Annotated in this window: 18 protein-coding genes and 2 pseudogenes; 11 read left to right on the top strand and 9 right to left on the bottom strand. The window is 71.5% G+C overall.

Features of this window, described 5'->3' with window-relative positions; translation table 11 throughout:
- The first annotated feature begins 15 nt into the window (after positions 1–15).
- Together AB0946_RS31360 and AB0946_RS31355 are read left to right on the top strand one after the other, a co-directional pair.
- On the top strand, positions 16–501 hold the full coding sequence (locus tag AB0946_RS31360) for a lipocalin-like domain-containing protein (RefSeq protein WP_366764045.1): 486 nt from the start codon (positions 16–18) through the stop codon (positions 499–501).
- 522 nt (positions 502–1023) lie between these two features.
- Positions 1024–1788, top strand: coding sequence for an SDR family NAD(P)-dependent oxidoreductase (locus AB0946_RS31355; protein ID WP_366764044.1), 765 nt, complete (start codon positions 1024–1026; stop codon positions 1786–1788).
- A 301-nt stretch (positions 1789–2089) separates the two neighbouring features.
- Here the strand turns inward: AB0946_RS31355 and AB0946_RS31350 are convergent, their stop codons facing one another.
- The 4 genes from AB0946_RS31350 to AB0946_RS31335 form a co-directional block, all read right to left on the bottom strand.
- Positions 2090–2716 carry an FMN reductase gene (locus AB0946_RS31350; protein WP_366764043.1) on the bottom strand — a complete coding sequence of 209 codons (627 nt, stop codon included), beginning with the start codon at positions 2714–2716 and terminating at the stop codon, positions 2090–2092.
- Positions 2713–3810, bottom strand: a complete 1098-nt coding sequence (locus AB0946_RS31345) for a CE1758 family FMN-dependent luciferase-like monooxygenase (RefSeq protein WP_366764042.1) — start codon at positions 3808–3810, stop codon at positions 2713–2715. The genes AB0946_RS31350 and AB0946_RS31345 overlap by 4 nt, the downstream gene beginning before the upstream one ends.
- A gap of 229 nt (positions 3811–4039) precedes the next feature.
- Complete coding sequence (locus tag AB0946_RS31340; protein ID WP_366764041.1) at positions 4040–4273, bottom strand: hypothetical protein; 234 nt, start codon at positions 4271–4273, stop codon at positions 4040–4042.
- A gap of 303 nt (positions 4274–4576) precedes the next feature.
- Positions 4577–5044, bottom strand: coding sequence for a MarR family transcriptional regulator (locus tag AB0946_RS31335; RefSeq protein WP_366764040.1), 468 nt, complete (start codon positions 5042–5044; stop codon positions 4577–4579).
- Positions 5045–5314: 270 nt separating this feature from the next.
- Between AB0946_RS31335 and AB0946_RS31330 the strand changes: the two genes are divergently transcribed.
- From AB0946_RS31330 to AB0946_RS31320, 3 genes and pseudogenes are all read left to right on the top strand, one after another.
- Entirely contained in the window at positions 5315–5791 is a 477-nt protein-coding gene (locus tag AB0946_RS31330; protein ID WP_366764039.1) for a MarR family transcriptional regulator, read from the top strand.
- A 191-nt stretch (positions 5792–5982) separates the two neighbouring features.
- Positions 5983–6351, top strand: coding sequence for a DoxX family protein (locus AB0946_RS31325; RefSeq protein WP_366764038.1), 369 nt, complete (start codon positions 5983–5985; stop codon positions 6349–6351).
- Positions 6352–6618: 267 nt separating this feature from the next.
- Positions 6619–6786, top strand: a pseudogene (locus AB0946_RS31320) (LuxR C-terminal-related transcriptional regulator); the annotation flags it as partial.
- A gap of 76 nt (positions 6787–6862) precedes the next feature.
- Here the strand turns inward: AB0946_RS31320 and AB0946_RS31315 are convergent.
- Positions 6863–7348 (bottom strand): helix-turn-helix domain-containing protein, encoded by a 486-nt coding sequence (locus tag AB0946_RS31315; protein ID WP_366764037.1) that lies wholly within the window; start codon positions 7346–7348, stop codon positions 6863–6865.
- Between the two features lie 108 nt (positions 7349–7456).
- On the opposite strand from AB0946_RS31315, the gene AB0946_RS31310 reads away from it, so the two are divergent.
- The 3 genes from AB0946_RS31310 to AB0946_RS31300 all read left to right on the top strand — a co-directional run bounded on the left by AB0946_RS31310 (position 7457) and on the right by AB0946_RS31300 (position 10136).
- Positions 7457–8293 (top strand): enoyl-CoA hydratase/isomerase family protein, encoded by an 837-nt coding sequence (locus AB0946_RS31310; RefSeq protein ID WP_366764036.1) that lies wholly within the window; start codon positions 7457–7459, stop codon positions 8291–8293.
- A gap of 85 nt (positions 8294–8378) precedes the next feature.
- Entirely contained in the window at positions 8379–9197 is an 819-nt protein-coding gene (locus AB0946_RS31305; protein ID WP_366764035.1) for an enoyl-CoA hydratase/isomerase family protein, read from the top strand.
- Positions 9198–9236: 39 nt separating this feature from the next.
- Positions 9237–10136 carry an alpha/beta fold hydrolase gene (locus AB0946_RS31300; RefSeq protein ID WP_366764034.1) on the top strand — a complete coding sequence of 300 codons (900 nt, stop codon included), beginning with the start codon at positions 9237–9239 and terminating at the stop codon, positions 10134–10136.
- Between the two features lie 113 nt (positions 10137–10249).
- Here AB0946_RS31300 and AB0946_RS31295 read toward each other — a convergent pair whose 3' ends face one another.
- Positions 10250–11050: an enoyl-CoA hydratase/isomerase family protein gene (locus tag AB0946_RS31295; protein ID WP_366764033.1), complete on the bottom strand. Its 801-nt coding sequence runs from the start codon at positions 11048–11050 to the stop codon at positions 10250–10252.
- 138 nt (positions 11051–11188) lie between these two features.
- Between AB0946_RS31295 and AB0946_RS31290 the strand changes: the two genes are divergently transcribed.
- On the top strand, positions 11189–11554 hold the full coding sequence (locus AB0946_RS31290) for a hypothetical protein (RefSeq protein WP_366764032.1): 366 nt from the start codon (positions 11189–11191) through the stop codon (positions 11552–11554).
- Positions 11555–11783: 229 nt separating this feature from the next.
- On the opposite strand, the gene AB0946_RS31285 is transcribed toward AB0946_RS31290, so the two are convergent.
- From AB0946_RS31285 to AB0946_RS31275, 3 genes and pseudogenes are all read right to left on the bottom strand, one after another.
- Positions 11784–12632, bottom strand: a complete 849-nt coding sequence (locus AB0946_RS31285; RefSeq protein ID WP_366764031.1) for an alpha/beta hydrolase — start codon at positions 12630–12632, stop codon at positions 11784–11786.
- Positions 12633–12880: 248 nt separating this feature from the next.
- Positions 12881–13281, bottom strand: a pseudogene (locus tag AB0946_RS31280) (12-oxophytodienoate reductase); the annotation flags it as partial.
- A 142-nt stretch (positions 13282–13423) separates the two neighbouring features.
- Positions 13424–14104: a TetR/AcrR family transcriptional regulator gene (locus tag AB0946_RS31275; RefSeq protein ID WP_366764030.1), complete on the bottom strand. Its 681-nt coding sequence runs from the start codon at positions 14102–14104 to the stop codon at positions 13424–13426.
- A gap of 60 nt (positions 14105–14164) precedes the next feature.
- On the opposite strand from AB0946_RS31275, the gene AB0946_RS31270 reads away from it, so the two are divergent.
- Positions 14165–14788 carry a hemerythrin domain-containing protein gene (locus AB0946_RS31270; RefSeq protein WP_366764029.1) on the top strand — a complete coding sequence of 208 codons (624 nt, stop codon included), beginning with the start codon at positions 14165–14167 and terminating at the stop codon, positions 14786–14788.
- A 454-nt stretch (positions 14789–15242) separates the two neighbouring features.
- The gene (locus AB0946_RS31265; protein ID WP_366764028.1) at positions 15243–15962 is read left to right on the top strand and encodes a helix-turn-helix domain-containing protein; all 720 of its coding nucleotides are present in this window, start codon (positions 15243–15245) and stop codon (positions 15960–15962) included.
- Positions 15963–16019: the final 57 nt, after the last annotated feature.

Below are 16019 nucleotides of genomic sequence, written 5' to 3'. Positions count from 1 at the left end.
GAAAGGAGACCTTCTGTGACCGCCACCGACCAAGCCGCCGCGGACGACGAGCGCGAGGCCCGCGAGGAGGTGCGCCGGAGACTGATCGGCGCATGGCAGCTCGTGTCGTACACCGCCGAAAGCTCCGACGGAGAGGTCGTCCACCCGCTCGGACCCGCCCCGTACGGCCTGATCGTCTACACCCCGGAAGGCTACATGTCCGCCCAGCTGGGGCGCGGCGGCCGCCCGCCCCTGAAGTCGGCGCGTCTCGAGGACGCGGAGACCGACGAACTGGCGCGGGCGGCGGCCGGCTACGTCTCCTACGGCGGGCCGTTCGAGGTCGTGGACCCCACCACCGTGGAGCACCACGTCACCACCAGCCTCTTCCCGAACTGGATCGGCCGCTCCCAGGTGCGCAAGGTGCGTTTCGTGGGCTCGTTCCTCAGGCTCGCCGTCGCCACTCCGACCCGGCTCTGGGGTGCGGAGCGCACGGCCGAGCTCACCTGGCACAGGCTGACCTGACCACGAGCGCCGCGGCGGGCTCCTCGGGGTGAACCCTCGGCGCGGGTCGCCTCGTTGTCTCCTTGAGGGCTGCCTCCGTCCACGCGGGCGGCGGCAGCGGGACGGCCGCCTCGGCGTGAGACGCCGCGACGACAGGCGGCCCGTTCCCCGTGCGGCGGTCCGGTCCACCGGGCCGGCCTCCCGTACGGCCTCGGCGGCCCTCTCCTCACGTCTGCCCGACCGGACAGGGCCGCCGCCCACGACTTCGGGGACACCCGCCGGCCCGGTGGGTGACCGGAGGAGGGCGAGCGCCGCCCGGACCGCGCAGGCGGCGGAGAGGGCGGCGGCCGAGGCGCTGGAAGGCCCGTCCCGCCCAGCACGCTCCGATGTGCGCGTCACACGTGTGTGAGTGCGGTCACGCCGCGTCCACACGGTCATGAATCGCTTGACGCTCGCCTGGCACAGGCGCAAGCTTGCTTCGTCAAGCAAATGGTTGATCGATCAAAGGACCGGTCCCGACATCCTGAGGCAAGGAGAGTTCCGATGGGAATGCTCGACGGGAAGGTAGTGCTCGTCACCGGCAGCGCGGGCGGCATGGGGCGCGTCGCGGCGCTGATCTTCGCCAGGGAGGGTGCGAAGATCGTCGGGTCGGACGTCAAGACCGGCCTCAACGACGAGACGGTGGGGCTCGTCCGCGACGCGGGCGGTGAGATGACGGGGATCGCGCCGATCGACCTGACCGACCCGGAACAGGCGCGGCAGTTGGTCGAGGGCGCGGTCAGCGCCTACGGCGGGCTCGATGTGGTGTACAACAACGCGGCCATGCAGCGTTTTGGCCCCATGCCGGATTTCTCGGTCGAGGACTGGCGTGCGACGGAGGCCGGCGAACTCGACATCCCGTTCTTCGTGTCGAAGTTCGCGTGGCCGCACCTGGTCCGGCGCGGCGGCGGCGTCATCATCAACGTGGCGTCGGAGGCCGGCATGATCGCCGGCTCGAACCCTCCGATGGTCGCGCACACCGCGGCCAACGCCGGCGTCATCGGCATGACGCGGCAGCTCGCGCTCGAAGGAGCCCCGCACGGCATACGCGCAGTGGCGATCAGCCCCGGGCCGGTGCTGACCCCGGCCAGCGACCGGGACCTGGGTGACAACCAGGCCCTCCGGGACGCCGTCACCAGCAAGACGCTCCTCAAGCGGTTCGCCAGGCCCGAGGAGATCGTGGAGCTGGCCGCCTTCCTCGCTTCCGACCGGGCGTCGTACATCACGGGTGCCAACTACCCGGTCGACGGCGGCGCGAGCGCCTGGTAACACCGTCCGCTCGCGGTGGTTCCGACCCGTTCCCGTGGCGCCGCGCTGCCGGTGTCCCTCGCACTCCGGCGGCGCCCCGGGGAGGGTGCCGGATCCAGGCGTCGCGCGCGCGGAGAGGTAGACCGTACGCCGCCACGACCGGGGCCTGCCGTCCGCGCTCAGCCGGCACGCTGTCCCGTGCCCCCCGTCGCGGAACAGCCTCCGCACGGTGCCCCGGACGCGCTCGGCGCTCCGGGGCACCGTGTCCGTGAGGACCGTGCCGGCAGGGCGGGGGAACCGGCGGCCGCCGCCCCGCGGCGGCTCACCTCAACTCCCCGCCCTCCAGCAGACGCGCGAACGGTATGAGACCGTCGTGGGGGTCCTCGACGGGCGGTGCCTCACGCCGGGCCACCGCGTCGGCGAGTTCCCGGGCAGCTCGCCCGATGCGCCGCACCAGCGGGTCCTGCGTGTCGCCGCTGCCGTGGCCCCAGTCGTCCGTCGCGGCGAACACCGCCGTGGGCACGACCACCGCGCGCAGGTACGCGAACAGGGGTCGCACCGCGTGTTCGAGGACGAGCGAGTGCCGCCCGGTGCCACCGGTGGCGGCTGTCAGCACCGGCTTGTCCACCAGAGCGGTGTCTTCGAGACAGTCGAAGAACATCTTGAACAACCCGCTGTACGAGGCGGTGAAGGTCGGCGTCACCACGATCAGGCCGTCCGCGGCCGTCACGGCGTCGAACGCGCGCCTCAGCCCGGGTGACGGATAGCCCGCCATCAGGTGGTTGACCAGGTCATGCGCGTGGTCGCGTACCTCGACGACGTCGACGTCGACCCGGGCGCCGCGCCCCTCCAGCTCCGCGCGGACACCGTCGGTGAGCCGGTCGGCGAGCATCCGGGTCGTGGACGGCAGCCGCAGGCCGGCCGAGACCACGGCGAGCGTGCGCTTCATCGTCCGCCCTCACCGCGTGCGACCCCCGCCGCCGCACTCGCGGAGGGATGCGTGGGGGCGTCCGGCACGTGGGCGGGCCGGCTCCTGGCGAACTCCTTGCGCAGGACGGGCACGATCTCGCCCAGCGATTCGATCTGCTCCAGCACGGTCCTGTGCGGCACACCGATGCCGTCGACGTTGAACAACTGCCGCTGGTAGTCGCCGCCCGCGTTCTCGCGGTAGGCGAGAACGCGCTCGATCACCTCCTGCGGGCTCCCGACGACCACCGCCGTCTGGGCCATCGTGTCCTCCAGCGACGGACCGTTCCCGTACGCGGCGGAGCCGTCGAAGTAGGGGCGGAACTCCCGTACGGCGTCCTGCGAGTTCCTGCGCACGAACAGGTGGGCGGCGAGGCCGACGACGGCGTGGTCGGCGGGGCCGTGTCCGTAGTGCTCGAAGCGGCTCCGGTAGAGGTCGACCAGCCTGCGGACGTGTTCCTTGGGCCAGAAGAGGTTGTTGTGGAAGAAGCCGTCACCGTAGTACGCGGCCTGTTCGGCGATCTCCGGGCTGCGGATGGACGCGTGCCAGACGAAGGGTGGAACGCCGCCGAGCGGGCGCGGGGTGGAGGTGAAACCCTGCAGCGGGGTACGGAACCGTCCGGTCCAGTCGACCACGTCCTCGCGCCACAACCGGTGCAGCAGGGCGTAGTTCTCCACGGCCAGTTCGATGCCGTTGCGGATGTCCTGGCCGAACCAGGGATAGACCGGGCCGGTGTTGCCGCGGCCGAGCATCAGGTCGACCCGGCCGTCCGCGAGGTGCTGCAGCATCGCGTAGTCCTCGGCGATCTTCACCGGGTCGTTGGTGGTGATCAGCGTGGTGGACGTCGACAGCAGGATCCGTTCGGTCCGTGCCGCGATGTGCCCGAGCAGAGTGGTGGGGGAGGACGGGACGAAAGGAGGGTTGTGGTGCTCGCCGATCGCGAAGACGTCCAGCCCGACGTCCTCCGCGAGCTTCGCGTACTCCACGAGTGCCTTGATCCGCTCGTGCTCCGTGGGCGTCCGCCCGGACAGCGGGTCGCGCGCCACGTCACCCACGCCGAAGATCCCGAAGTGCATATGTGTGTCCTGCCTGTCGTGTCGACGGCCGCGTCGGCAGCCGTGTTGGGCTGAGGGTTTCTCGGCTGAGTCACCGGCTGCTCTCGGCCGGCGCACGATGCGCCGTGCGGGCCGCGACAGCGGTACGGGGCTGTCCGCGGGGTGCGGACGCCGCGGTGACGACCACGGCGTCGTCGGCCGTCACCGGCCGGACGGCACTCAGGCCGGCCGGTGGCGGTTCCGGCCGATTTCAGTTCCGGCCGGGCCGGACCGCCGTCTCGTCGGCGCTTCCGAGGAGTGCGGCGGGCGGCAGCAGGGGCGCGCCCGCCGGCCGGCGGTGACGGCCGTGCCCCACGAAGTCGCCGACGGGGGCGCACCGGTCCTCGTCGGCGTGTGTGCCCCGGTGCCGGCCGGTGCCGCCGAAGGTGAGGACACGCGTGATCCGAGCGTGCTCTGACGGGACGTCGGTGATGCTGGGAGCCATCTCGTTTTTCCTACGTGGTGTGCACTGCTGGGCAGTGGTGAACGATCGGGTGTCCGGCGGGTCCGCGTGCGCTCGTCAGGTGTGGGCCATCGCCGCTGACGAGACCGGATGCGCGGTGCCGAGGAACTTGCTGCGCGAAGCAAATATAGCCACGTATCTCGTCGGCCGCCCGACCGGAACCTGTGCCGTGCGCCACACGGGACACACCCGGCGCGGTCCCGCCGGGAGGACGTACGCCTCCGGCGCCGCGGGGGTGCGCATGCCCCGGCCCGGCCGGCTGTGCGGCGGCCGGGTATGCGAAGGTCAGACGGCGACGTTCCGCAGGGCGGCGGCGAGCTTGGCGAGGTCGAAACCCTCCAGGTGGTCGAGGAAGTGCCGGCGTATGGCGGCGAGCGCGCTCGGCCATGCCTCCTCCAGGCGCGTCAGTCCGCTGTCGGTGAGGTAGGCGTGCCAACTGCGGCCGTCCTGGTCGCACCGCACGCGCTGGATGTAGCCCTGGCTCTCCAGGCGGTGCACGACCCGGGTCATCCCGCTGAGTGACATCTCGCAGGCGTTGGCGAGGGCCCCCATGCGCATCTGCCGGTCGGGTGCCTCGGACAGGTGCATCAGCGTCAGGTACTCCGTGTTGGACATTCGCTGCTCACGCATCATGTCGGCGTCGATCGCGCGCGGCAGGGCGTAGATGAGACAGGGAAGGGACCGGACGACGGCCTCTTCGTCCGCGGACAGCGGCCGAACGCCGTCTGTGGTGGCTGCGGGCTTCGGTGCCATGGTCACATCCTCGTGTTTCGCTCGATGAGAGCTGCGCCGACCGACCAGGGGAGGACTCGACCTCCCCGCCGACGGGGCATCGGGCCGCCCTTTACTTGACGTTACAATTTTCAGTGCTAGATTGCTTGCCGTAGCAAGTATATCCCGGACCGTCGCCGGGCGGCGCCTTCGCGAAGGGTTACGGCATGACCAAGATCGGACAGCACCCGGCCGGGCGGGCCGGACCGCCCCCCGGCCGTCTCGGTCCCCCGGGCACGTACTGTGGGGAACATGTCCTCCGACGCACGGCGTTCGAAGCCCGCTGAGCGGGAACCGCGTCCTCTCACCGCGGACGAGGAGGCCGTCGTACGGGCGCTCGGCCGGGTCATCCACGCCATGCCGCGCGCCGTCGACGCCGACATGGTCCGGGAGCAGCGGCTCCCTCTCGTCGAATACCTGGCCCTGATGAACCTCTCGGAGGCCCCGGACCGGCAGATGCGCATGGGCGACCTCGCCGCCGCGCTGGAGATGTCGGTCAGCGGTCTGACGCGCCTGGTGGACCGCCTGGAGAGGCGGGGGCTGGTGCGGCGGGTCAGGTCGGCGCGGGACGCCCGCGGCTGGCACGCGAGCCTCACCGACGCGGGGTTCGCCCGGCTGGAGAGGGCCTGGCCGACCAACCTGGCATCCGTCCGACGCCACTTCCTCGACCACCTCGCGGGCCTGGACCTCGCGAGGCTGGCGGCGGCCCTGCGCAAGATCGGCACCTGAGGGGTGCGGACGGCCGCCCTGCCCTGCTGAGGCCACGCGTGCCGATCCGGGCGTGGGCGCGTGCGTTCCCTCCCTCGGGACGCTCCGGCCTCGCGCCTCCCGCCTCGCGCACGCCCGGGGGCAGGGCGCACGAGCACCCTCATCCCTCTCGATCCAAATTTCTTCATCCCATCTCAAAGTCAAGGACTGTCATGTACATTACCGCCGTTGTTCTCAGCGTCCTCCTCGCCCTCCTCTCCCTCACCGCCGGTGCGCCCAAGGCGCGGCTGAAGGGTGATGTGCCGAACGGCCTCGTGGCGAAGGGACTCGCCACCGGGCTGGTCCGCTTCATCGGTCTCGCCGAGACGGCCGCGGCGGTGGGACTCGTCGTGGGCATCTGGTGGCAGCCCCTGGGCATCGCCGCGGCCGTCGGCATGGCCGTCCTCTTCCTCGGGGCCATCACGTACCACGTCAAGTGGGGCGACTACGGGGACAGCGCGAGCCGTGGCGGTGCCATGGCTCCGGTGCTCTTCCTCGTCGTCGCTGTGGCGGCCGCCCTCACCATCGCCGCCTCGCAGTGAGACCCGCGGCGCGGGTGACGCGGTCCCGGCCGGCCCGCCCGTGCCTGGAGGGGGGTCCGGGCCCGGCCTGACCGGACGCGCCGCGCCACACGTTCGCGAGGGCCCGGCAGACCCACGGGACCCCCACGCACGGCCGCCGGACGCATCGTCCTCCTGCGCCGGCTCACCGCCGGCGTCGCCGGGCCGCCCTCCGGGGAGGGGCCGGTACGGCGGGAGCCCGGCCGGGACGGGCAGACCGCGCGGGCGCCGCTGGACCGACTGGCCGCCCGTGAGCGCGAAGTCGCCCTCGCCGTGGCCGAGGGGAAGACCAACGCGCAGATCGCCGCCGACCTCCACCTGGGCATCCCGACGGTCAAGACACATGTCTCCCACGTCCTGACCAAGCCGGAACCGAACAACCGGGTCCGGATCGCTCTCGTCGTCCACCGGTCCGGTCCGGTCTGCTCTGACCGGACGGGCGGCTCGCCTCGACGCAGACGTCGTCCCCGGGCCGCCGCCTGCCCGCCGGCCGCTACGCCACCGGCCGCTCGGCCTCCTCGTCGACCGGTGAGGCCAGGTCGACGTCCTCCAGCGGCGTCTCCCGGCCGGTCTCGTCGACGAAGGCGACGCGCAGGGGGCGGCCGCTCGACCTGCTGCCCCGGCGCACCAGAGGGCCGTCCGGGTGCGGGCAGTACTGGTCGCCCCACTGCTGGAGCGCGCCGAAGACCACCATGAGTTCACGCCCCGCGGGGGTCAGGTGGTAGGCCATCCGCGACCGGGTGCCCGCCTCCTGGTAGGGGCGCTTGTCCAGCACTCCGCCGTCCACCAGGACGCCGAGCCTCTGGGTGAGGACATCGCTCGCCACGTGCAGGCGTTCCCTGAACTCCGAGAAACGCGTCGCTCCGTTCAACGCCTCCCGCAGTATCAGCAGACTCCACCGGTCGCCGAAGACCTCCAGCGAGCGAACGATGGAGCAACGTGCCTCACCTGTCGGGGCTGCATGGCTTCTTCTCGGCATACCGCCATCCTACCGCTGAGACGAGTTTTCCAATCCAGATGCTAGATTGGAAAAAAGGTCCCAGGCTCGGCATCCCCGGAGGTCACCGTCAACACACAGCAGCGCCTCATGATGGACAGGTCGGATCCCCGGGTGTGGCGGATCACCTTCGACCATCCGCCGCTCAACCTCATCGACCGCCACACCATCAGCGAACTGACCGCTCTCGTCGAAGAGTTGGAGCAGGATCCCGACGTACGCGTCGTGGTCTTCGACAGCGCGGTCCCGGACTTCTTCCTGGCGCACTACGACGTCGACGCCCCGCCGCCCCAGAGCCCGCCGCCGGCCGGGCCCACGGGTCTTCCCCCATGGCTGGACGTACTGGCGCGGATCGCCGAGGGCCCGTTCGTGTCGATCGCCAAGATCCGGGGACGCGCCCGTGGCGCGGGCAGCGAGTTCGTCCTGGCGTGCGACATGAGGTACGCCGGCCGGGAGAGCGCGGTGCTGTCCCAGCCCGAGATCGGTCTGGGACTCGTCGCGGGCGGCGCCCCCACACACCGTCTGCCCTTCCTCACCGGCCGGGGCCGGGCACTGGAGATCATGCTCACCGGCCAGGACTACGACGCCGAGCTCGCCGAGCGCTACGGCTATGTCGACCGGGCGGTCCCGGACGCCGACCTGGACACGCTCGTCACGGACGTCGCGGAGAGGATCGCCTCCTTCGACAAGGTCGCGCTCGTCGAGGTGAAGGACTTCGTCGGCGAGGTCTCGCTTCCCGCCCACGCCCTCCAGGCCCGGACCGGCCGCGCGTTCTGGGCTTCCGCGGCCCGCCCGGCCGGCCGGCGCCGGCTCGACGCCGCGCGGGAACGGGGACTGGGCAGGCCCGGAGACTTCGAGATGCGCATGGGGCGGCACCTGCCGGGCCTCGACCGCCCGGCCGGCCCCGAAGGCCGCCCTTCGCCGTGACCATGCCCGCCTGCCCGCCTGCCCCAGCCGGGTCTGGCGCGGCACGGCTCCGGAAACACACGTACACCCAACCGAGGAGACACCCATGGGTACCCACGAACAGTTCGCCGTCGAAGAGGTAGGTCCGTCCTACTGGCGGGTGACCTTCTCCAACGGAGAGATCAACCTGATCGACCCCGACACCATCGAGCAGCTGGCCGAGCTGGTCACCCGCATCGAGCAGGCCCCGGAGCTGACCGCCGTCGTCTTCCGCAGCGCCAACCCCGACTTCTTCATGGCGCACTGGGACATGCTGGCCGACCGGTCCCGCGTCGCCGCGATGCGGCCGGCCCCCTCCGGCCTCCACCCCTTCGCCGACAACCTGTACCGGCTCGGGAAGGTTCCCGCCGTCACCATCACCGAGCTCAACGGCCGCGCCCGTGGCGCCGGCAGCGAGTTCGCCCTGGCGACCGACATCCGCTTCGCCGGACCGGGCGCCGTCCTCGGCCAGTTCGAGGTCGGCGTCGGATCGGTCCCCGGAGGAAACCCCAGCGGCCGGCTGCCCCACCTGGTGGGCCGCGGGCGCGCCCTGGAGATCCTGCTCGGCGCCGACGACTTCCCCGCCGACCTCGCGGCGGCGTACGGCTACGTCAACCGCGTCCTGCCGGACGGCGAACTGGAGCGGTTCGTCGACGCCTTCGCCCGCCGCATCGCGGGCTTCGACAAGACGGCGATCACCCGGACCAAGGCCCTCGTCGACGCGGAGTCCCTGCCCGCCGAGGAGTCCTACGGCGCCAGCCTGCAGGCCTTCTTCCAGACCTCCGGACGCCCCGAGAACGCCCATCGCGTGCGCTCCCTGTTCGAGCGTGGGCTCCAGCGACCCGACGGCGTCGAACTCGACCTCGGCCGCCACGTCGCCGAGTAGGACACACGCAGGCTGTCACGGACCCGGAAAGGTACGCGCATGACCTTCACCCGTCACGACGTCGAGATACCGGCGGAAGGGGCGACCCTCGGGGCTTGGCTCTTCGTGCCCGACCGCGCCGGCACGCCGCTGCCGGCCATCACCATGGCCATCGGGCTCGGCGGGATCAAGGACCAGGGACTCGAACCCTTCGCCAGGGCCTTCGCCGAGGCAGGTTTCGTCGTCCTCGCCCACGATCACCGCACCTTCGGTTCCAGCACCGGAACGCCGCGCCACGATGTCGACCCGTGGCAGCAGGTCGCGGACTGGCGCCGGGCGATCTCCTACCTGGAGGCACGGCCGGAGGTCGACGCGGGCCGCATCGGTCTGTGGGGCACCAGCTTCGCCGGCGGCCACGCCCTGGTGCTCGGCGCCACCGACCGCCGGCTGCGTGCCGTCGTGGCGCAGGTCCCCATCGTCAGCGGCACCGAGATCGGCCTGCGCCGCGTCCTGCCGGAGCACCAGGCGCAGATCGAACGGCGTTATGACGACGACGAGCGCGCGCAGTTGCGGGGGGACGACCCGGCGACGGTCACGATCGTCAGCGAGGACCCGGCCGTTCCCGCTCTGTACCACGCTCCCGACGTCGTCGACTTCTACCTCCGGCCGTACGACTCCGACGTCCCGTGGGAGAACAGGCTGACGCTGCGATCGAGCCGCAACAGCCGTATGTACGAACCCGGGGTGTACATCAACCGGATCTCCCCCACGCCCCTGCTGATGATCGTGGGCCGTGAGGACACCATGACGCCGACCGACATGGCACTCGCCGCGTACGAGCGCGCGCTGGAGCCCAAGCGGCTGGAGCTGATCCCGGGCGGACACTTCTCGCCGTACCTGGAGGAGTTCGACGCGGCCGGCAGCGCGGCCGTCGGCTGGTTCACGCGGCACCTGTCCTGAGGACGCGACGGCCGGCGGCGACCGGCCGGGGTGCCGCGCGGAGGCCCACCGGACGCCCGGTGGGCCTCTGGCGCGTCACGGACGCGGGAGCAGTGGTGCGGGCCGGCGGACGGTCACAGCCCGGCTGCGTGGTCGCCGAGGCCGTACTCGACGTCGCCACGTTGCTGCAGGCCCCGCTGGAGCAGCCGGCCGATCCTGTCGTGCCCCTCCGGCCAGGTCAGCGAGGCGCGGAAGGTGTCCTGGCCGGCCGTCAGGTCCGCTTCCGACGGCAGGGTGGAGGGGTTGACCAGGGTCTTCACCTCGGAGAGCGGGCGCCGGTCGAAGGACGCGATCCGGGTGGCGAGGCGGTCCACGTAGGCGTCCAGGTCGGCGTCGGGAAGCGCCCGGTTGATCCAGCCGTACCGCTCCGCCGTCTCGGCGTCGAAGTCGTCGGCGCCCGCGATGATCTCCAGTGCGCGTCCCCGTCCGACCAGCAGCGGCAGCCGTTCCGGGGCCCCGCCTCCGGGTGTGACACCCACTCCCACCTCGGGCTGTCCCAGCACGGCGTTCTCCCTGGCGGCGAAGCGCATGTCACACGCCAGAGCGAACTCGTTGCCCACTCCGCGCGCCCGGCCGCGGATGGAGGCGATGCTGATGACGCGGGACCGGGCCATGCGTCCCGCGACCTCCAGCCAAGTGGGGCCCGTGTACGGCTCACTGCGCGGGAGCATGTCGAAATGAGCGAGGAAGAAGTCGGGGTCCGCGCTGTCGAAGACGACGACCTTGAGGTCGTCGTCCGCCTCCATGCGATCGAGGAGATCCCCCAGCGCGGCGAAGAGTTCGAACGTCACCAGGTTGATCGGGGGGCTGTCGAACGTCACGCGCCAGTAGGAGGACGAACGCGGGGTCACCCGGAACGGCGAGGAAGTGCTCATGAAACATATCTTAAATATCTTTCGCGTGTTTTCTCTCTGTGACGGACGTCAACTCAAGGCTGACTTGCAGGAGTTGCGAATTCGACTCATGCTTGACGAGTCAAGTATCACCGATGGACGAGCGCAAAGGAGCGCACCATGAACATGCGCAGGAGTACGCGTCTCACGGGTGCCGCCGTCAGCCTCTCGGGAGCGGCACTGCTCGTGGGCGGGACCCTCGCACAACCCGCCGCGGCAGCCGAAATCCCGTGGGGGCAGGCCAACTTCTACACCGGTACGAATCTCACCGGGACGGTGTACCCCATCCCGGCCACCGACACGGCGTGCACGAACCTTCCGGAACCGATGCTGTCCGTGGCCAACTTCAAGTACGCCAATGTGGAGATCTTCAAGGGCAAGGACTGCACGGACGGCCTCGGCAACGTCACCGGCCTGCACTGGTGGAACCCGCCGGCCCCGGTCTACAGCTACCGCGTCCTCCCCGCCTGGCCCCCGGCTCAGTGATCCGCCGGCGTCACGCTGCCGTGAGCGCGGGGTGACGCGCCGCGCCGTCTGTCACCCGGCCTGGACGGCGTGGAGCCCCGCTGGGCGTTTCCCAGCGGGGCTGTGCGGGCGGGTGACCGAGGTCAGGGGCTCGCGGGCTCTGTCCCGGCCTCGGGGCGCCCGGCTCTGGTGGCCGGCCGGGCTGCCCGTGCCGGCGTGCGTGACCGTTGCGCGGCGGGGCTGTGCGCGGTCAGTGGGTGACGGTGCGTGCGGCGTGTTCGATCAGGTCGGCCACGGCGGCCGGCTGGGAGACGGAGACGGCGTGGGAGGCGGCGATCTCGACGGTGTGGGCGTGGGCGCGTTCGGCCATGAAGCGCTGGGCGGCCGGCGGAATGTTCTTGTCCTGGGTGGTGACCAGGTCGAAGGAGGGGATGGTCTTCCAGGCGGGCTCGGTGGCCTTCTCCTCCAGGGCACTGGCGGCGATGGGGCGCTGGGTGGCGGCCATGAGGTCGGTGGTGGCCTTGGGTACGTCGGCGGCGAACTGGTCGTGGAACTTGTCGGCCTTGATGTACAGGTCGGTGCCGGTGCCGCCGCCGGGCAGGGGGAAGGTGACGGGGTTGAGGTTCTCGCCGAGGGTGCTGCCGGGGAACTTGTTGGACAGTTCCAGTGCGCTCTCGCCCTTGTCGGGGAGGAAGGCGCCGATGTAGACCAGCGCCTTGACGTTCGGGTCGCCGGTCGCGGCCTCGCTGATCACCGCGCCGCCGTAGGAGTGGCCGACGAGGACGACCGGTCCCTTGGCGCTCGCCAGGACGCTGCGGACGTAGGCGGCGTCGTCGGCCAGTCCGCGCAGCGGGTTGGCGGGTGCCACCACCTGATAGCCCTCGTGCTGCAGCCGCTTGACGACGCCGTTCCAGCTGGAGGCGTCCGCGAAGGCGCCGTGGACCAGGACGACGGTGGGCTTCTCGCCCGCCGCGCGGTGCTCGGCCCTGGCCGCGCTGGCGGGAGTGGTGACCGTCAGCGTGAGGGCCGAGACCGCGGCGACGGCGCCCAGCACGGCGATGCGCTTGCGGGTGGGGCGGAAGACGGTCTTCAGGTCCATGGTGGCTCTCCTCGGGCAGTGGGCGTGCAAGGGGCGTGTCTTCCGGGGCGGTCCCGCCCCGTGGCGACGTGGAAAAACATAGCGCGCAATTAAGTTGCGCACAACTCAACTGCGCGCAATCGCTGCAACCGACCGCCCTTCCTGGCCCGCTAGGGAGGGCGAGGAGCGCCCGGCCGACCCACGAGGCCGCAGCCGTCGGGTTCCAGCGCCTCGACAAGCCGTTCCAGACCGGGCGACCCGGCACTGTTCCTGGTGAAGTCGCCGTCGAGACCGACCGAGCCGACGGTGACGGCCGGCTTTCCGGTGAGCTTGGGGCGTCGAAGTTCCAGCCCTTCCACGGGGAGAAGCGGAAGATGACGGGGAAGTTTGGTGAGATCAGCTCGTGGACGGCCTCGACGATCTCGACAGCGAAGCGCGTTCACGCGAGGTCCACGAGGTGGCCGTGCGCGCCGTGGATCTCGACGTCGTCGAAGCCGGTCCGCTCGGCGTCCGCGGCTGCCTGCGCGTAGGCGGCGACGACATCGTCGGTGTCCGCTCGGCTCATGGCTCGGCCGGCGCCGTCCCTGCCGTCGAGTGCGAGGCCGGACGGCCGGACGGGAATCGCGTCCTCGAAGGGCGGCTTGCCCGGCTCGCGGACCATGCCCACGTGGGTGGCGCCGAAAGTGGCGCGTACGGCCCCGGAGGCGGGGCCGGAACCCGCTCCAGCGTGCAACGCCTGGGGCCGACGCGGCCTGCTGCGCCACTGGGTACGGCGCTGCGCCTGGTCGACGCGCCCGGCTCCGAGGGCAGGATCAGGAGTCGGCGGTCCGGCTCCGCGGCGTGGCGGGCGACGCCGGGGAGGTCGGCCCGGACTCGCCGGGTGCGGACAGGAGAGCCCGGCCGGCGGACTCGGCGAGCCAGGCCTGTGCCCGGTCGAAACTCCAGCCGCGGTCGCCCACGAGCGAGAACCAGGCCCGTTGGCCGAGGTGGAACCACAGCAGGTCCAGGGCGGTTCCGCGATCGATTCCCTCCCGCAGGCCACCGAGTTGTACGAGACGGCCGGCGATGACGTCCAGGGCCGCGAGGTAGCTGCTGATCCCCTTCTCCACGACGTCCCGGGCGGCCGACTCGCCGGGCGGGTGGCGCAGCAACCCGTAGATCACCCGCCAGTGCCGTTCATGCGCGCGGCGGGTGCCGGCGGCCGTCAGGCCGATCACGGTCCCCGGTTCCCGCGCATCGGCCACGGCGGTCAGGGTCTCCTCCACGGCGGGGTCCGCCACGGCCCGCTCGAGCACCGCGGCGAAGATCGCCGCCTTGCCACCGGTACTCGCGTACACGGTGGGGACGGCCACCGAGGCCGCCTTGGCGATGTCCGCGACGGTCACGTTCTCGTAGCCGCGTTCCAGGAAGAGAGCGAGTGCGTTGTCCAGGATCGCCTCGCGGGTGGCCCGGGCCGCCTGGGCCCGCCTGGGGGAGTGGTAGACGCTGCTCATCGGTACAGCAGCCTACCCACTTTATTGACTATAGAACCCTATGATGAATATAGTTCAGTCATGAAGCAATCTGCGGAGCCCCGTTCCGTACTAGAGACCCGCCTCACCCACGAGACGCACCGCCGGGCCAGCGCCCTCCTGGCGGAGGCGGCGACCAGCCCGTCGGCCGACCCGGGGGCGCTCACGCACCTTCGTGACTTCCTCGTCGCGACGCTGCACCACCACCATGAGAGCGAGGACCACATCCTCTGGCCCTTGATCGAGGCCACCGCCCCGGGCTCGTCCGCGCCGCTCGTCGCCCTCGGTGAGGAACACGAGGAACTGGAGAGGAAGCTCCGCGCACTCGCCGAGGCCCCCGTGCCCGCGGCGGAACCCAGGGACGCGCTGGCCGAAGCGGCCCGGGACGTGCGAGACCTGGTACACCGCCACCTCGAGCACGAGGAACCGGTGCTGTTCCCGGCGCTGCGGGAACACCTCACCGCTGAGCAGTGGGACGAGTTCTCGCTGCAGGTGGTCTCCACGACGCCACCCGTGGGCGCGCTGCTGATGATCGGATTCGTCAACGAGTTCGCCACCCAGCAGGAGCTGGACGCCATGATGTCCGGACTGCCGGCCACCGTCCTGGAGATGGCACCGGCGATGGCGGCCGAGGCTGCCAAGGTGCTCGCCGCCGTACGGGGCTGACGCACGGATCCCGGTCGATCAGCGGCTCGCGGCATGGCGTTCGCGAGTCGTCGGCCCGCAGGCCGGCGCCCGCCGCCGGCCTGCGGGCCGACCGGTGGCACCGGCATCGGGACACCGACGATCCCGGCCAGGGCACCGGTGGTACCGGCACCCGGATACCGGCGATCCCGGCCAGGGCACCAGCAGCACAGGGCGTGAATCCCTGGGTGAAGGGGTCCGGTCCAGTCGACGACGAACTGTCCACCAGGGCGAGACAGACGGGGCTGAACTCGCCGGGGCGCCGTCACGCGGGCAGGCGGCGGAGACGCCGACCGGCGCCACCCGAGGGCGGGTCGCCTCCGGACGGCCGTGGAGACTGCCGCTGACCGGGTGCGAAGGACACCGGCGAGCTGACAGGATGCTACGGAACGCGCCATGGCGGGGCCGACGCCTGTGCTGGAGCTGGGGGGCCGGAATGGGCTTGGTGATCGAGAGCCGACCCTCGGAGCTGGCGTACGTCGAGCGGGTGTGGCGCAGCCGCAGCGAAGACGTCCGCCGGATGATGTCCGTGGCGACGTCGCACTGGGAACTGGTGTTCTGGGAGCACCGGGGCGAGGCGCAGGCGGCGGTGCTGGGCCCGGAGGCGAAGGCGTCGCCCGCCCCGGTTCCGGAGGACTCCGTCTTCTTCGGGATCAGCTTCGCCCTGGGGACGTCGATGCCCCACATCCCGGTCAGCCGGCTGGTGGGCGGCAGCGCGGAGATCCCCGACGTGACGAAGCGCTCGCTGTGGCTGAAAGGGTCGGCCTGGCACGTCCCCGACTACGACAACGCCGAGGCGTTCGTGCGCCGCATGGTGCGCGAGGGCATCGTGGACGTGGACCCGGTCGTCCCCGCGGTGCTCGGCGGCGCCGGCCCGGACGTGTCCGAGCGGACGCTGCAACGGCGCTTCGTCGCGGCGACCGGCCTGACCCAGGGCGCCATCCGGCAGATCCACCGCGCCCGCCAGGCGGCGGTGCTGATCCAGGAGGGTGTGCCGGCCCAGGAGGTCACGCACCGCCTGGGGTACTTCGACCAGCCGCACCTGGCGCGGTCCCTGAAGCGGTATGTGGGAAGGACCGCCACCCAGCTGAGCGTGCCGGACACCACGGAGCCGCTGTCGCTTCTGTACAAGACCTCGCTCCCGGCGCCTGACTAAGGTCCCGACGTGGCCGACGGGTCGCCCCGCCCCGGCCGGGGCGGGCGGAGAACCCCT

The sequence above is a fragment of the Streptomyces sp. NPDC046870 genome (assembly GCF_040704595.1).
GTDB classification, from domain to species: Bacteria; Actinomycetota; Actinomycetes; order Streptomycetales; family Streptomycetaceae; genus Streptomyces; species Streptomyces argyrophylli.
The sequence above is the reverse complement of the archived record's forward strand: the minus strand, read 5'-3'. Positions and strand labels throughout refer to the sequence as shown.

Coding starts and splice junctions, on each gene's coding strand:
- AB0946_RS31265 (WP_366764028.1), top strand. CDS start 15,243: ATGGGCTTGGTGATCGAGAGCCGACCCTCGGAGCTGGCGTACGTCGAG.
- AB0946_RS31285 (WP_366764031.1), bottom strand. CDS start 12,632: ATGGACCTGAAGACCGTCTTCCGCCCCACCCGCAAGCGCATCGCCGTG.
- AB0946_RS31325 (WP_366764038.1), top strand. CDS start 5,983: ATGTACATTACCGCCGTTGTTCTCAGCGTCCTCCTCGCCCTCCTCTCC.
- AB0946_RS31270 (WP_366764029.1), top strand. CDS start 14,165: ATGAAGCAATCTGCGGAGCCCCGTTCCGTACTAGAGACCCGCCTCACC.
- AB0946_RS31345 (WP_366764042.1), bottom strand. CDS start 3,810: ATGCACTTCGGGATCTTCGGCGTGGGTGACGTGGCGCGCGACCCGCTG.
- AB0946_RS31340 (WP_366764041.1), bottom strand. CDS start 4,273: ATGGCTCCCAGCATCACCGACGTCCCGTCAGAGCACGCTCGGATCACG.
- AB0946_RS31290 (WP_366764032.1), top strand. CDS start 11,189: ATGAACATGCGCAGGAGTACGCGTCTCACGGGTGCCGCCGTCAGCCTC.
- AB0946_RS31310 (WP_366764036.1), top strand. CDS start 7,457: ATGATGGACAGGTCGGATCCCCGGGTGTGGCGGATCACCTTCGACCAT.
- AB0946_RS31275 (WP_366764030.1), bottom strand. CDS start 14,104: ATGAGCAGCGTCTACCACTCCCCCAGGCGGGCCCAGGCGGCCCGGGCC.
- AB0946_RS31350 (WP_366764043.1), bottom strand. CDS start 2,716: ATGAAGCGCACGCTCGCCGTGGTCTCGGCCGGCCTGCGGCTGCCGTCC.
- AB0946_RS31315 (WP_366764037.1), bottom strand. CDS start 7,348: ATGCCGAGAAGAAGCCATGCAGCCCCGACAGGTGAGGCACGTTGCTCC.
- AB0946_RS31305 (WP_366764035.1), top strand. CDS start 8,379: ATGGGTACCCACGAACAGTTCGCCGTCGAAGAGGTAGGTCCGTCCTAC.
- AB0946_RS31295 (WP_366764033.1), bottom strand. CDS start 11,050: ATGAGCACTTCCTCGCCGTTCCGGGTGACCCCGCGTTCGTCCTCCTAC.
- AB0946_RS31335 (WP_366764040.1), bottom strand. CDS start 5,044: ATGGCACCGAAGCCCGCAGCCACCACAGACGGCGTTCGGCCGCTGTCC.
- AB0946_RS31355 (WP_366764044.1), top strand. CDS start 1,024: ATGGGAATGCTCGACGGGAAGGTAGTGCTCGTCACCGGCAGCGCGGGC.
- AB0946_RS31300 (WP_366764034.1), top strand. CDS start 9,237: ATGACCTTCACCCGTCACGACGTCGAGATACCGGCGGAAGGGGCGACC.
- AB0946_RS31330 (WP_366764039.1), top strand. CDS start 5,315: ATGTCCTCCGACGCACGGCGTTCGAAGCCCGCTGAGCGGGAACCGCGT.